The sequence below is a fragment of the Streptomyces sp. NPDC104309 genome, assembly GCF_055584025.1.
This window is the reverse complement of the sequence record NZ_JBVJMV010000067.1, coordinates 1-13375: the sequence shown is the minus strand read 5'-3', so window position 1 is coordinate 13375 and position 13375 is coordinate 1. Positions and strand designations below refer to the sequence as shown.

Here is a 13375-nt window from a genome sequence, read left to right as displayed (position 1 = left end):
AAGACCGGCCCGACCGGGCCCGACAATCACTACAGTCCAGTCCCATGATGACGGTCACAACGCACACGGTCGAATACCCGGCCGACGGCCTGACGATGATCGGGCACCTCGCGCTCCCCGCCGGTGTCGACCGCCGGCCTGCGGTGCTGGTCGGACCAGAGGGCCCGGGGCTCAGTGACGTCGAGCGCCGCCGGGCCGACGCCCTCGCCGAACTGGGGTACGTGGCGCTGGCGTTCGACCTCCACGGTGGGCGCTATTTGGGCGGCCCCGAGGAGATGCTGGCCCGTTGCATGCCGCTGCTCGCCGACCCCGACCGGATGCGGGGTATCGGCCATGCGGCACTCGATGTGCTGCGTGGCGAACCGCGGACCGACCCCGACCGGATCGCCGCTATCGGCTACGGCACCGGGGGCGCAATCGTGCTGGAACTCGGGCGCGACGGCGTCGACCTGCGGGCGATCGGGACGGTCAACGCACTGACCACGGGCCGACCGGACGAGGCGGCGCGCATTCGCTGCCCGGTGTGGGCCGGGGTCGGGTCGGAAGACCCGATCATGCCGCCCGCGCAACGGGGCGCGTTCACCGCCGAGATGCAGGCCGCGGGCGTCGACTGGCGCCTCGTGGTCTACGGCGGCGCCTTGCACGCCTTCCACCACCCGCCGGTCGACCACCCCGTGGTCCCCGGCGTCGGATACCACCCGCAGCACGCGCAGCGAGCCTGGCGCGACGTCGTCGACCTGCTCGCCGAGTGCCTGCCCGTAACGGAATGAGTTGGCCTCGCGCTTTCGCGAGGCGGGCTGTCCGGCTGGTGATCAAGAAAGCAGAAAGTGCCCTCTGACCAGCTCTGACCAGCGGGAATGAGGATTGTTGAGGTCCTTGTTCCCGCCACCGCCGGAGGCACTTTCCAGGTGAAGAAGCGTATCGGGTCCTATCCGCGTGTCCGTGTTGAGGGCGGTGGTCGCGGGATCGTCTCGCAGGCCGGAGCGGTGCTGCTGGTCGAGACGGTCCGCAAGACTGGTCTGGACGCGGCGATAGAGGCGGCACTTGTGCCGTGGCACTAGCCGCGGGCGGTGCACGATCCGGGCAAGAATTTGTTGGATGTCGCGCTCACGGTGACGCTGGGCGGGGACTGCCTGGCCGATGTGGGCATGTTGCGGGCCGAGCCGGCCGTGTTCGGGCCGGTGGCCTCCGATCCCACGATCTCTCGGCTGATCAGCATGGTGGCGTCGGGCGGGCGGGCAGCGTGTCCTGGCAGCACTGCGCACCGCCCGTGCTGAAGTACGCGAACACGTGTGGCGGTTGGCCGGTGAAGCAGCGCCTCACGCGGGCGGGCAGGTGATCGTGGACATCGACGACGTCCTCGTTCTGGCGCACTCCGAGCAGCAGGACGCCACCGCGACTTGGTAGAAGACGTTCGGGCACCACCCACTGATGGGATTCGTCGACCACGGCCGCGGCGGGTCCGGCGAGCCGGTCGTGGGCCTGCTGCGGCCCGGCAACGCGGGCTCCAACACCGCTGCGGACCACACCCAGGCCACGAAACTGGCCCTGGCCCAGCTCCCCAAGCGGCTGCGACGCGGCCGACAGACACTGATCCGCACCGACTCCGGCCGGCCCCGTCGCGCGAGCCTCTGGTGTGCCGTGAAGAAGGCTTCGTCATCTCGGCGGGCATCCGACACACAGTGCAGGTTCCCCCGCCGTCGGCCTCCAGCCACTGCCCAACGGGGTGCTACGGACCGACAGGTCAGGCTCAACTTGGCCCGCGCTCCGGCACTCCGGTGCACCATGCCGGATCCCTAGCCACGACCATTGATCTGACGTATCGTCAGATCGTGTGCAAGCCCCCGATGAGCCCCGCCGGAGGCCCTCGTGCCCGAACGCCCTGTAGCCCTCGACGAATACCCCGTGCACCAAGTGCCGCTCTCCATGCGTCACGTCGCCACCAGCGACCGCAACGCCTATGACCGCTGCATCTTCCACGTCTTCGACCACACCGGCCGCGCCCTGCTCGTCCTGGGCCTGGGCGTCTACCCCAACACCGGCGTGATCGACGCCTTCGCCACGCTCCGCCTGGGCGACGAACTCCTTGCCGTCCGCGCCTCCGACGCCCTCACCGAGGACAGGATGCGGATGGAGGTCGGCCCGCTCCGTATCACCGTCGACGAGCCGCTGAAGCGCTTCACGCTGCACTGCGCCGCCGACCCGGCCGACCCCGACGGCCTGTCGTACGATCTCAGCTGGCAGGGAACCTTCGAGCCTCTGTGGGAGCCGCACCACACCATGCGCCGCGGCAACCGCCTTACTCTGGAAGGCCGCCGCTTCGTCCAGGCCGGCACGGTGACCGGCGTGATCCGCGCGAAGGGCGAGGAGATCACCGTCACCGCCGACGAGTGGACGGGCACCCGCGACCGCAGTTGGGGCGTGCGCCCCATCCCTGGTGAAGACGGCGGACGCGCGGGGGAGGAGAACGTTCCGGAGGGCTTCCACTGGCTGTGGTGCCCCGTCCGGTTCGACGACCGGTTCCTGATGGTAGTCGTCCAGGAGGAGCCCGACGGCTACCGCACCCTCAGCGACGCCGTCGAGGTACGTGACGGCCGCCCCGACACCCAACTGGGCTGGCCTCAGCTGGACATCACGTACCGCTCCGGAACCCGCCACCCCGAGTGCGCGGTCATCCATCTCGCCGACCGCCACTGCAAGAACCTCGAGCTCACCGCAGAGATCCTCATCTCCTCCCCGCTGGCCGTCGGCGCAGGCTACCCACCCGCCGACGACTGGAGCCACGGGACGTGGCACGGTCGCGACTGGACCGACCGACGCAGCTACGACCTCACCGACCTGCCTGCGCACCCCATGGCTGTATTCGGCGTCACCGAACACGCCGCCCGCTTCACCCTCGACGGTGCCACCGGCTACGGGATCTTCGAGCACGGTACGTTCGGCCGCCACGACCCGAGCGGCTTCACCGGCTACGACTCGGTGGCGCCCTGACGTACGGAGACCTCGTATGGCAGCAATTCCCGAAGCACCCCGGATCCGGCGCACCACCCGCGACCCGGAGGAACTCACCCGCCGGCTCGCAGCCTGGCTCGCTGCCGTCCACCCTGGAGCCCGCCCGGCCGCCGTCACCGTGCCGGACTCCAACGGCATGTCGAGCGAGACCCTGCTCTTCGACATCGAGCAGGACGAAGCCGCCGCGCCGCCCCCCGTCCGCCGCTGCGTCCTGCGCCTGGCTGCGGACCCGAACGCGTACACCGTCTTCCCCGCCTACGACATGACCCGTCAGTACAAGGTGATGCGCCTCGTCGCCGCGCACACGGACCTACCCGTGCCCGCCGTGCACTGGCTGGAGACCGACCCCGCCCACCTCGGCGCGGAGTTCTTCGTGATGGAGCGCGTCGAGGGGCGTGTGCCGCCGGACGTCATGCCGTACACCTACGAGGGCAATTGGCTGCACGCCGCTACAGACGCCGAGCGCGAACAGTTGGAGCACGCGAGCGTCTCCATTCTGGCGCGGCTGCACGACCAGGTGCCGGTGTCGGAGGCAGGATTCCTCGCAGGGCGGGGGAGCGGCAGCCCGCTGAGGCGGCATGTGGAGGACCTGCGGACATACTACGGCTGGGTCATCGACGGCCGTCCGCGCTCACCCGCCATCGAGGCCGCCTTTGCCCGGCTGGAGGAGCTGTGGCCGGCCGAGGAGGGCGAGACCGTGCTCAGCTGGGGTGACGCGCGGATCGGCAACATCATCTATGACGGCTTCGCGCCCACCGCCGTCCTCGACTGGGAGATGGCCGCCCTCGGACCACGGGAGCTGGATCTCGCGTGGGCGATCTACCTGCACCGCTTCTTCCATGACCTCACAGTCACACTGGGGCAGGAGGGACTGCCGGGGTTCTTCCAGCGGGCGGCGGTGGAGGAGCGGTACGCGAAGCTCACCGGGTACACACTGCGGGACATGGACTTCCACACGCTCTACGCCTGCCTCCGGCACGCGATCGTGATGCTGCGAGTCGGCTACCGACAGATCCACTTCGGCGAGGTCCCGGCGCCGGCCACCCCCGACGACCTGGTCATGAACCGGGCGGCGCTGGAGGCCATGACGGAAGGCCGCTACTGGTAGTGGCATCATGCCGTGCCCGTAAGGCCGTTGCCGGACCCGGCTGTGTCGGCCCGTCCGCAGGTGGTGATCACCACCAGACAGCGCGCGGCGAGTTCGACGTCGGCCGTCTGGCGGCCCGCGCGGGCCGGTCCGGTCCGCCGCCAGTAGTAGAAGCTGGATCGGGCGATCCCCAGGATCCGGCACAACCGCGTCACGCCGGAACGGCGCTGGTGGTCCTCAACGAACCGGCAGCGGTTCACCAGCCCGCCTCCGCGGCGAAATAACGGGCCGCCTCGCGCAGGATCTCGCGCTCCTCCAGCAGCTGGGCGTTCTCCCGCCGCAGGGCCGCGTTCTCCGCCTCCAGCACCGATGGCGCGACCGTCGGCACAGCCGGCGAGGCCACCGCCCGGTGCCCCCGGGGACGGCCCGCCCCATTCGCCCGGATCCAGTTCCGCAACGTCTCGGAGTTGCCCCCCCAGATCGGCGGCGACCTGCTTGATCGTCGCCTCGGGCCGCGACTCGTACAACGCGACGGCTTCCGCCTTGAAATCCGGCGGGTAGAGCTTCATGAACACGACATATCCGTTCTCAGATCCTCAAGATCCACAGTCTCAAGTGTTCAAGATCAGGGGTGAGGGCCCGTCCGGAGAGACGGACCGGGAGCAATCCCGGCACCGCGCTCCGGGCCTACTCAGCGGTCGGTGACGGTGAGCTACTGGGTTCGGCCTGCCTGTTCGATCGCACCACCCTGGCCGCCGGCAGTTAGCGTGTCCGGATGCCGTCTGTGAACCTGCGTCATTCAGTCCGCGCGGTCGTCCTCGACGAGGACGACCACATCCTTCTCTGCCGATTCGCGATTCCAGAGCCAGCGCGAACGGTGGTGTGGGCAGCTCCCGGCGGAGGGATCGAGCCGGGCGAGACGCCGCTCGCCGCACTGCGCCGCGAACTGCAGGAAGAAGTGGGCCTGTCGGTCAGGACCGATCCGCCGCACGTGTGGCGCCAGGAAGTCGTGGCTCCTGGACTTGCCGCAGGCCACGACGGGGTCGTCAACGACTACTTCCTCGTGCGCACCGCCAAGTTCACTGCGCGCGGGGCTCTGTCCGACGAGCAGCTTGCTGCGGAGAACATCAGCGGTCTGAAGTGGTGGCATCCGCATGAAGTCGCTTCCTACGCTGGTGCCGACCTCTTCTCCCCCCGAGACCTTGCAACTCCTTTGACGGCATTGATCACCTCTGGTGTTCCAGCCGGGCCAGTGCGGCTCGGTCTCTGAGCAGACAGCCCATGTCATGGTGCGAGCAGGACTCGCTTGCGCAGGAGGTCGAAGCCGGCTCGGCCGAACATCTGGCGCCTGAGCATCTTGATCCGGTTGACATGGCCTTCGACGACGCCCGAGTTCCAGGGGAGGGTGAGGCCGGCGAGGACGGCTACACGGTCGCGGTCGATGCCTGCAGTGAGCGTGTGGAGGCTGGGGAGGTCGTCCTGCCCGACGGCGTCGAGCCAGTCCGGCAGGCGCTCGCCCTGGCGCTCGGTGAGCATGGTCGCGAAGGCCGGACGTGCCTGGTGAGTGCGTCGATTTCGGGGCAGTTGGCCCGGACGTTCTTCAGATGGAGGCGTTCGGTCTCGGAGAGGGTTTCCGGACGGCGCAGGACCCATCCGGCGACTGCCCGGGGCGAAGGCGGCCGGCGGTCACGGGCCGTGGCGAGGTGCGTTTCTGGCGGAGGTACGCACGAACACGCTGGTAGCTGCCCTTGTAGTCGAGCGGGACGATCTCTTCCCACAGTTTCCAGTCGTTGGTGCAGCCCCCGTTCCAGCGGTCGTCGAGGTGGGTCTTGTACTCGTCGAGGACCGAGGTCCGGGTCTGTCACTGACCGGTGAAGAGGTCTTCCGGCCTGGCGGCGTCCGCGTACCGTTTGACGGTTCGGCTCGTCATGCCGAGCTGCCGCTGGATCGCGCGACGGCTGTGCCCTGCCTCCACCAGGGCATGGACTGTGGCGTGCACGGTCCGGATGCGGTCGGCGAACCAGTGCCCGGTCGGCCACGGTGAGCCGGATGGCTCCTCCGTGGGGTCGGGCTTCATCTCGGGCGTTTCAGATGTCTCGGGCACCAAGACGCGCAGACATCGGCGGTGCTGGGCGATGCTCCGCTCGGCGGCCTCGCTCCCGGGGCGGTTCAGCCTCCGAGGCAGCTCATCCGGGGTCCGCCGAGCTTCTTCACTGTCTCTCATGGCTGGGGGATGAATCCCGCGGATCGGTCGAGCTGGAACGGAGAACCGGCCAGCATTGGATCCCAGCCTTGGCTCCGCGCTTCCCGAATGCTTGCAGCAACGTGAGCTGGCCGAATGGGCTCAGCCTCGACACCCAACCAGTTACTGGGATGAGCCTGGCCTCTGGTGACGATCAAGGTCGTGCCCGGATGGTCGACGTTGGCGGCCTCGACCGCGTAGGTCATGGGTGTCCAGCAGAGTCCCTGCATGTAGGAGGGCTTCCTGCGGATTCGCCAGCGGTACTCGATCCCGTCAACGGTTATGCGGCGGGACCCCTTCTTGTTCAGCGCCATCGTCCCCCTCTTCTGCCTCGGACTGTAGTGCCCTGCCACTGGCCTGTCCCCGGATATTCCTGGCTGCGGCGGCGACCTTCTTCCCGAAGGCGGTCAGCTTCATGGCCCTGGCTCGTTCGGCGCGCTCAAGCAGAGGCTGTCTCAGGTCCCTTTCCAGCCGGTTGATCTGGATCACCGGCGTCGGCTGGTTGATGCCGAGGGCCCGTGCGGCCTCACAGGTCGTGGGGTAGGCGGAGGCAGCCAGGAAACGTTCAATGCGTTGCCAGGCACAGGGGCTGGTGAGGGCCTTCCACAGGAGGGCTGGGGTCTCGGTTGTCTTCTCGGTCACGCGGAGTGCGGTGTCGTGACTTCCGCCGCCGCGAGGCCTGAGGGGGACGTTGTAGGCGTGGGCCCATCGGGCCATGTTCGCGGTGCTCATGCCCGCTTCGCGGGCGAGGTCGGGCAGGGTCCGGCGTCGGATGACGTACTGCTCAGTCAGCCAATCCCGATCGACGGTTCCTCGGCGCTTGTAGTCCTGGAGTCCAGCGCGAAGTGGGATGTCGTACTCCCGCGAGAGTTCGGTCAGCACCTTGCGGGAGAAGCCGGTGAGTCCCGCGATCTGTTGAAGGGAGCGGTGTTCATCCAGGTAGAAGCAGGTGAACGTCTCCTTCGGCACTGCCTGGCGGGCCTTGAAGCGGGTGTGCCCCGTCGCTTTGGCCGTGGTTCTGGTCGGCGCAAGCGCGGGAGCCGGTTGTTCGTCCAGGGCGAGCCGGATCACCTCGATGCTCGTGCCCAAGGTGTCGGCCGCGTGCTGGACCTGGTTCTTGCGCTGGCGGATGAGTTGGTGCAGACGGGCCAGCGTCTTCAGGTCCCGTACGACGGCGCCGACCTGGCGTTCACTCAGGTCGTTGCGCTTGGCCGGCCGGATGCCCTGGATCCTGTCGACTGCGCTCAGTTCTAACCCGTGGTCCGCGACCAGGTCCCAGGCCTCCGCCTCAAGGCCGGCCATCGTGAGCCGGCCGGGCGTTTTGATGTGGAGTGGAGCGGCGGCCGCTTCAGGCATACGCCGGGCCATCCGCGTCCGGTCTTCGTCAGTCATCGTGCGAAAGGCGAGCGACCGACGGTGGCGCCGTGGATTCAGGCTGCGTCCGTGACCTGATGCCACCGCCGCCACGCGGGAGCACCGCTCCGGGCGCAGAGTGTCCTCGGGTACGAGGCGGTCTTGCCGGCTGGTTCGGAGGCCTTGATTCCGAAGATCGAATTTCGGTCGGACTCTCGCTGGAAGGAACAGCCGTTGGTCGTCGGTCTCTTCCAGGGGCCTCGCGGCAGCGCGCAGCGTATACAGCGTTCGCGCAATGCATTGGTCAAGAGTCGGCATGGGTTCGCCAAGGTCGGGTTTGAGCCGGTGAGAGGTCAACTCTTGTTGCGCGCAGCTCACTTGCTTACGTTGATCAACGCGTCACGCCGGGGGCCCTGGCTGAGACGTCACCGGAGTAGAGCCGCGGCACCCGACGGGCACATGCCCCCGATGCTTCCGTGGCCTGCTCCGTGTCGTTGCGGTATCACCATCTGAAGGAGCGCACACGAATGACGAGGACGAAGTTCATCGCCGCCACACTGCTCACTGTGGCTCTCGCGGTGCCCACGGCCACGGCCGTTGCCGCTGACGCCATCGCCAAAGGCGCCCACGCCTGGTCTCCGGCTGCCGGCGGTGACAGCGGGAAGATAGCCGTCAAGGACAACAGCAATGACGGGGACCCGGTGAAGGCCGAGTACTACCGGGTGGACAGCTCGGAGACGAAGCGGACCCTGTGGAATCACAGCGGACCGGGAACCACCGTCTACTCCGGTGACGGGTCCAGAATCTACAAGTTCAAGGCGTGCGACGAGAACTACGGTGCGCCCGACGACTGCTCGGGCTGGGTCATCCCGTAAACCGGCTCTCCATAGCTGCTTCTGCCGCACCAGTCCGTTCCGGGCTGGTGCGGCGTTCCCTTTTCCGAGACAAGAGGCCAGATTCTGTGAAACATAGTGATTCTTCCGGGCTCCAGGTGAGTGGCCTGTGCTACAGGGTCGAGGGACGGACCCTCCTCGACAGCGTCGAACTGTCCGTGTCCCCCGGAGAGTCGGTCGCGGTGACCGGCCCGAGCGGTTCCGGCAAGTCGACCTTGCTCATGTGCATCCTCGGCCTGATCAAACCGCAGGCGGGCAGCATCACCGCCGGGGGCCGGGAGATCACCGGACTCGGGTCCGCACGGCTCGCTCAGGTACGGCGGGAGACTCTGGGCATGGTGTTCCAGTTCGGTGAGCTCCTCCCCGAACTCAGCCCGGTGGAGAACGTCGCCCTGCCGGTCCTGCTCGACGGAGGGCGCCACCAGGACGCCTACCGGCGTGCGGAGGAACTCCTCGACGAGCTCGGTGTCCCCGCCGGTTCCACCCCCACCGGGATGCTCTCCGGCGGCGAGCGCCAGCGGACTGCCGTTGCTCGCGCCCTGATCACCGAGCCCGATGTCCTCCTCGCCGACGAACCCACCGGCGCCCTCGACCCGGACGCCAAAGAGGGAGTCGCCGGTCTGCTGTTCACCGCCGCCCGTGACCGGGGCTGCGCACTGCTGTTGGTCACGCACGACCTGACAGTGGCCGGTCGGGCCGACCGCCGCCACGAGCTCCGCGGCGGGATCCTGGCCGCAGCGGGAGTTGCCTGATGAGGGAGAGCATCCGCACCGCGGCCAAACTGATCAGGATCGGCCTTGCCGCGGGCCGCTCCACTCCCGGCGACCGCCTGCGCTGGTGGGGTCTGTTCGGCGCCGCGGCCGCCGTCGCCTTCGTCACCCTGGCGACCGTGGCCACCGTCGCCACCTATCACGGCCGTGAGACCAGAGCGGACGCCAGAGGACCGGTGATCACTTTCAGCAAGAACGCCGAACTGAAGTACCGGGAGGGGATCGACGCCGTGGGCGCCAGACCCGTCTCCGTCGTGTTCGTCCACCCCCTCACGCCTGAGGCTCCTGTTCCCGCCGGTGTGGCCCGCTGGCCGGGGCCGGGCGAGGTCCTGCTCTCTCCTGAACTTGTCAGGACCGGGCGTGGCGAGGGAATCCTGACCCGGTACGGACGGTTCGCCGGAACCATCACCAACGACGGTCTGGTCACTCCCTCCGAGCGGATCGCATATGTCCGGGTGGCGGAAACGCCGCCGAAGGACGATCCCAGATGGATGGACGTGTCCGCCTTCGGGAGCGGTGGCGGAGCGACGGGGGAGATGGCCGACCAGCCGCCTGTGACCTCCCCCGTCCTTGCCCTGTGGGCTTTGACAGGGCTGCCCGCGCTCGCTCTGGCTGTGGTCGCCGCGCGGGTCGGCTCCCGCACCCGTGACCGGCGCAGCAGTCTGCTGCAAGCCCTGGGTGGGACCTGGCGGCACCGGATGATCGTCAATATCGGTGAGGCCGCGGTCCCCGCTGCACTGGGAACCGTTGCCGCGTTCGTCCCGTATGCCGTGGTCTCTGTACGGGACACCCGCCTTGCACCCACCGGATACATCCTCGATCACCGTGATGTGTGGGCGGCGTGGCCGGTCGCCACGGCATCGGCAGCGCTGTCCCTGCTGGCCGTACTGGGCATCGTGGTGGGCACACACCGCATTACCCGGGACGGCAGGTCCACCCGCCCCGCCTCCTTCACGTCCCGTGTTCCCGCGTGGCGCCTCGTCGTCTGTGGTGTCGGTGTTGCGCTGGTCCTGACCAGCCAGTACGTGCCACGGAAGGCCCAGCTCGTCGTGTTCATCTGCGGGACCGTCGTGATGTGGGCCTTTCTGTCCTCCGTCGTGGCTCTCCTCACCCGCCGTCTGGGCGCCTGGCTCGCCGACAACGGCAGGCGAGGGGGGCATCCGGGCCGCATGATCGGCGGACGGTGGACACACGCGCATCCCGGAGTGATCGTGCGCCTTGCTCTGGCCATGGTGATCGGCATCGGGATCGTCGCCCAGATGCAGGTGTGGACCAGCAGGCTCGGAGCGCACTCCCAAGCAGCCGTCGCCACGCACCAACGGATCAAGGACACGGTCATCGAAGTGACCGCCGGCACCATGACCGCCTCGCAGACAGACCGGTTCCGCTCGTCCCTGCCGACCGGATCGGTGCTGCTGAGCCGAACCCTCCACGATCCGGGACCGCCCAGAGCCCCATGGGTGACCATCGGAGGGTCCTGCCGCGACCTGCGCACGCTGCACGTGACCTGTCGCGGCGACACCACAGCAGCAGCGGGAAGCAGTGCCCAGTTGGCCACCGTGGAAGAGATGCGCCGCTGGTACGGCGACCTCAAGTTCACACAGACCCCCCGGCTCGGCGTGAAGGCGGATGGCACACAGACCCTCCTCGTAGTGACCCCCGCACCGGGGCAGCTTGCCGCGGTGAAGCAAGCCGCGTTCACGCTTCCCAATCCTTCGGTACAGGTCGAGGCACTGGGCGGAAACTGGCTGGGGTCCTCGCGTTCGCACCTCCCGAACTGGATCCAGCTGTTCGGCGTCACCGGCATCCTGTTCATTCTGGTGGCCGGCGCGGTGAGCGCGGCGGCCGAGTTCGTCCGGATCCGCCACGCTCTCGCCCCGCTCTCCGTCCTGACCGGCCACCGCCGGGTGTTCCGGTCCGTGACCTCATGGCACCTGACCGTCCCCCTGCTGATCTCCACCGTTGTCACCGGGGCCGTGACCGCATGGCATTCGGTGTTCTTCATCGCTCTGGTAGAGGAAGGCTCCGTCTCCTGGTCAGTCCTGGCAGCCGGCATCGCGGCATGTGCCGCGGTCTCCCTGACCGTCGGATTCCTCGGCGCACGCGCGGCGGCCCGGGCGGCTGACCAGTGGCGCCCCGCAGCCGACTGAACGAAATCACCCCACGGCCGACCCCGGCAAAGGAGACCAGAAGCGTGGGCAACAAGCCCGGTGTTCCGCGCCGGGGCTCCGGGCGACGGCCGTCCTCGTGCACCACCGGCCGCACCGCGGTGCTGAAGCGCTTCGCCGCGGCGCCGGCGCAGAGCGCCGTCGCGGTCACCCTCGGGCGCGGGCAGATGCTGGTCGTCGGCCAGCGGCGAATCGCACTTGGCGGTACCGCGCTCGGACACCCGCAGGGCCTCCCGGACGGTACCCGGCGCTGGATCACGCAGGCCAAGGCAACCTTCGACCCGGCCGCCCCCGCCCACCGGACCCTGAACGCGGCGGGGAGGCAGGGCGGCGGGGAGGCAGGGCAATGCGTGAGCCGGTGGACGTGGCGGTGGTGGGGACCGGAGTCGTCGGACTGCTGCATGGCTTCCTCGGCGATCCGCCGGACCTGCGGCCGTACGTCGCGGGCCGGGCGTGTGGTCGACCGCGCGGTGACGTGGCTGCGGTGCAACCGGTGCCTGCTGCCGGGGATCACCCCGCTGGCCTATCTGGTCACCGAGGTCCGTACCGCATCAAAGATCAGCCAGATCGACACCGCCACCGCAGACAATCCGGTGAAACCTCGGCCTGCCCACACTGCGGCAGGAGGCATGACCTGCGGGGGCCGGGTCCGGGATGACGCGAGCTGTGTGGGGGCTGTCCACGTAGCAGGTGGGTGAACCGCCGGATCGCCTCCCACTGGCTGGACCTGGTGGCTTTTAAAGTCCGGCGCAAAAGGGGCGGCCGCCGTCCCGGGTCGGGCGAGCGTGGCGTGGCAGGCCGAGCGCCGATCCCGCTCTCCGGGGCCGGCCGGACGGTGTTCACCGATGCCCCATTCCCGGAACGAAAGGAGCGTGCTCCGATGCCCAGGAGCAGCACATTCGGCAGAGTGGTAGCAACGGTCGCGGCGATGGGAGCGGCCATGTCCGCCGCGCTCGTCTCCCCGGCAGCAGCCGCTGCTTACAAATGCAGTGACGAGCACGTCTGCCTGTACGGGGGGCATGCGGGCCAAGGCGCGAGGTTCTCCGCCCACGACGCCATCTCTGACCTCCGCACCGTGAGGTTCAACGACAGGGCGCGCAGTGTCTACAACAGCACCAGCGACGACTGGTGCCTGTACCAGAACGAGAACTACGGCGGTGAATGGCGGCTTGTGGAGCCCGGTGAGGCCGGCAACCTCACCGGCGAGTCCGACCGGGCGGTGTCCTCGTTGCGGCCGGAGCCTGAAGGCGGCTGCTGACCGGCCTGCGGTCCCCGGGTACGAGATGTCCCGCACCTGTACCCGGGGGCCGACGTGTGCCCGCAGTTCCGGAGTACTGCCGCTGCACCCCGGCCGAGCGGATGCGCTTCTTCAGGAAGCCGGCGTCATCGACGATCAGCACCCCGTCCGGGACACCGAGGTGCTCGACGACGTACTCCCGCACACCATCGAGCACCTCATCCGCATCCCAGTCGCCGGTGTTCAGCAGCCGCCGGATCCGGTCCGGGCGCCGCGGGGTGGGGATCCCCAGCCGACGGCGCTTGGCCGTCCCCGGCTCGGGGATCATCCGTTCCGGCACGGGAAGCGGGCGGAAACTACGGTCCTTCAGGTCGGACCGCACCTCGTTGAGGAAGAAGACCTCAACCCCTTGCCCGTCCTTCACGGACCGAGCGGTTTGCCCGTCCACTCCGGCCGAGCGGGCGCCCCTGCTCCTTCACACCCGAGCCCACGCGACCAGCAAGAGCGCGGGATCGGCAAACACCGGTAGGCCGCTGGCGAGGTGCCGTGTTACCACGGTCCTGCTCCAGCGGCCCCCGGTCCGAACCACGCGGGCACCTTTCGGTGCACGTAG

Annotated in this window: 14 protein-coding genes and 2 pseudogenes; 10 read left to right on the top strand and 6 right to left on the bottom strand. The window is 68.7% G+C overall.

Going from position 1 to position 13375, the window contains the following annotated elements; all coding sequences use genetic code 11:
* The first annotated feature begins 44 nt into the window (after positions 1 to 44).
* The 4 genes and pseudogenes from ACZ68L_RS42980 to ACZ68L_RS42965 all read left to right on the top strand — a co-directional run bounded on the left by ACZ68L_RS42980 (position 45) and on the right by ACZ68L_RS42965 (position 4120).
* On the top strand, positions 45 to 770 hold the full coding sequence (locus tag ACZ68L_RS42980; protein ID WP_469589369.1) for a dienelactone hydrolase family protein: 726 nt from the start codon (positions 45 to 47) through the stop codon (positions 768 to 770).
* A 138-nt stretch (positions 771 to 908) separates the two neighbouring features.
* Positions 909 to 1608: pseudogene (locus ACZ68L_RS42975) on the top strand (transposase); the annotation flags it as partial.
* A gap of 261 nt (positions 1609 to 1869) precedes the next feature.
* Complete coding sequence (locus ACZ68L_RS42970; RefSeq protein ID WP_469589367.1) at positions 1870 to 2991, top strand: Rv3169 family protein; 1122 nt, start codon at positions 1870 to 1872, stop codon at positions 2989 to 2991.
* Between the two features lie 16 nt (positions 2992 to 3007).
* The gene (locus ACZ68L_RS42965; protein WP_469589364.1) at positions 3008 to 4120 is read left to right on the top strand and encodes a phosphotransferase family protein; all 1113 of its coding nucleotides are present in this window, start codon (positions 3008 to 3010) and stop codon (positions 4118 to 4120) included.
* Positions 4121 to 4125: 5 nt separating this feature from the next.
* On the opposite strand, the gene ACZ68L_RS42960 is transcribed toward ACZ68L_RS42965, so the two are convergent.
* Both ACZ68L_RS42960 and ACZ68L_RS42955 read right to left on the bottom strand, forming a co-directional pair.
* Complete coding sequence (locus ACZ68L_RS42960; protein ID WP_469589361.1) at positions 4126 to 4359, bottom strand: hypothetical protein; 234 nt, start codon at positions 4357 to 4359, stop codon at positions 4126 to 4128.
* On the bottom strand, positions 4356 to 4487 hold the full coding sequence (locus ACZ68L_RS42955) for a hypothetical protein (protein ID WP_469589358.1): 132 nt from the start codon (positions 4485 to 4487) through the stop codon (positions 4356 to 4358). Before ACZ68L_RS42955 ends, ACZ68L_RS42960 begins: the two co-directional genes overlap by 4 nt.
* Positions 4488 to 4874: 387 nt before the next feature.
* Between ACZ68L_RS42955 and ACZ68L_RS42950 the strand changes: the two genes are divergently transcribed.
* Positions 4875 to 5369 carry an NUDIX hydrolase gene (locus tag ACZ68L_RS42950; protein WP_469589355.1) on the top strand — a complete coding sequence of 165 codons (495 nt, stop codon included), beginning with the start codon at positions 4875 to 4877 and terminating at the stop codon, positions 5367 to 5369.
* 14 nt (positions 5370 to 5383) lie between these two features.
* On the opposite strand, the gene ACZ68L_RS42945 is transcribed toward ACZ68L_RS42950, so the two are convergent.
* The 3 genes from ACZ68L_RS42945 to ACZ68L_RS42935 all read right to left on the bottom strand — a co-directional run bounded on the left by ACZ68L_RS42945 (position 5384) and on the right by ACZ68L_RS42935 (position 7808).
* Entirely contained in the window at positions 5384 to 5635 is a 252-nt protein-coding gene (locus ACZ68L_RS42945) for a transposase (protein WP_469589352.1), read from the bottom strand.
* 325 nt (positions 5636 to 5960) lie between these two features.
* Positions 5961 to 6323, bottom strand: a complete 363-nt coding sequence (locus tag ACZ68L_RS42940) for a hypothetical protein (RefSeq protein WP_469589349.1) — start codon at positions 6321 to 6323, stop codon at positions 5961 to 5963.
* A 291-nt stretch (positions 6324 to 6614) separates the two neighbouring features.
* Positions 6615 to 7808, bottom strand: coding sequence for a LysR family transcriptional regulator (locus tag ACZ68L_RS42935; RefSeq protein WP_469589344.1), 1194 nt, complete (start codon positions 7806 to 7808; stop codon positions 6615 to 6617).
* Between the two features lie 413 nt (positions 7809 to 8221).
* Here ACZ68L_RS42935 and ACZ68L_RS42930 point away from each other — a divergent pair, with 413 nt between their 5' ends.
* From ACZ68L_RS42930 to ACZ68L_RS42910, 5 genes are all read left to right on the top strand, one after another.
* On the top strand, positions 8222 to 8569 hold the full coding sequence (locus ACZ68L_RS42930; RefSeq protein ID WP_469589339.1) for a hypothetical protein: 348 nt from the start codon (positions 8222 to 8224) through the stop codon (positions 8567 to 8569).
* Between the two features lie 86 nt (positions 8570 to 8655).
* Positions 8656 to 9339 carry an ABC transporter ATP-binding protein gene (locus ACZ68L_RS42925; protein ID WP_469589335.1) on the top strand — a complete coding sequence of 228 codons (684 nt, stop codon included), beginning with the start codon at positions 8656 to 8658 and terminating at the stop codon, positions 9337 to 9339.
* Positions 9339 to 11507 (top strand): permease, encoded by a 2169-nt coding sequence (locus ACZ68L_RS42920; protein WP_469589332.1) that lies wholly within the window; start codon positions 9339 to 9341, stop codon positions 11505 to 11507. Before ACZ68L_RS42925 ends, ACZ68L_RS42920 begins: the two co-directional genes overlap by 1 nt.
* Positions 11508 to 11551: 44 nt before the next feature.
* Entirely contained in the window at positions 11552 to 12223 is a 672-nt protein-coding gene (locus ACZ68L_RS42915) for a hypothetical protein (protein ID WP_469589329.1), read from the top strand.
* A gap of 182 nt (positions 12224 to 12405) precedes the next feature.
* Positions 12406 to 12783 (top strand): peptidase inhibitor family I36 protein, encoded by a 378-nt coding sequence (locus tag ACZ68L_RS42910; protein WP_469589326.1) that lies wholly within the window; start codon positions 12406 to 12408, stop codon positions 12781 to 12783.
* A gap of 58 nt (positions 12784 to 12841) precedes the next feature.
* Here ACZ68L_RS42910 and ACZ68L_RS42905 read toward each other — a convergent pair.
* A pseudogene (locus tag ACZ68L_RS42905) lies at positions 12842 to 13030 on the bottom strand (transposase); the annotation flags it as partial.
* Between the last annotated feature and the right edge of the window lie 345 nt (positions 13031 to 13375).

Excerpts from the sequence above, each read along its gene's own strand:
- ACZ68L_RS42980 (WP_469589369.1), top strand. The coding sequence starts at position 45 with ATGATGACGGTCACAACGCACACGGTCGAATACCCGGCCGACGGCCTG.
- ACZ68L_RS42945 (WP_469589352.1), bottom strand. The coding sequence starts at position 5,635 with ATGCTCACCGAGCGCCAGGGCGAGCGCCTGCCGGACTGGCTCGACGCC.
- ACZ68L_RS42920 (WP_469589332.1), top strand. The coding sequence starts at position 9,339 with ATGAGGGAGAGCATCCGCACCGCGGCCAAACTGATCAGGATCGGCCTT.
- ACZ68L_RS42930 (WP_469589339.1), top strand. The coding sequence starts at position 8,222 with ATGACGAGGACGAAGTTCATCGCCGCCACACTGCTCACTGTGGCTCTC.
- ACZ68L_RS42940 (WP_469589349.1), bottom strand. The coding sequence starts at position 6,323 with ATGAGAGACAGTGAAGAAGCTCGGCGGACCCCGGATGAGCTGCCTCGG.
- ACZ68L_RS42965 (WP_469589364.1), top strand. The coding sequence starts at position 3,008 with ATGGCAGCAATTCCCGAAGCACCCCGGATCCGGCGCACCACCCGCGAC.
- ACZ68L_RS42950 (WP_469589355.1), top strand. The coding sequence starts at position 4,875 with ATGCCGTCTGTGAACCTGCGTCATTCAGTCCGCGCGGTCGTCCTCGAC.
- ACZ68L_RS42910 (WP_469589326.1), top strand. The coding sequence starts at position 12,406 with ATGCCCAGGAGCAGCACATTCGGCAGAGTGGTAGCAACGGTCGCGGCG.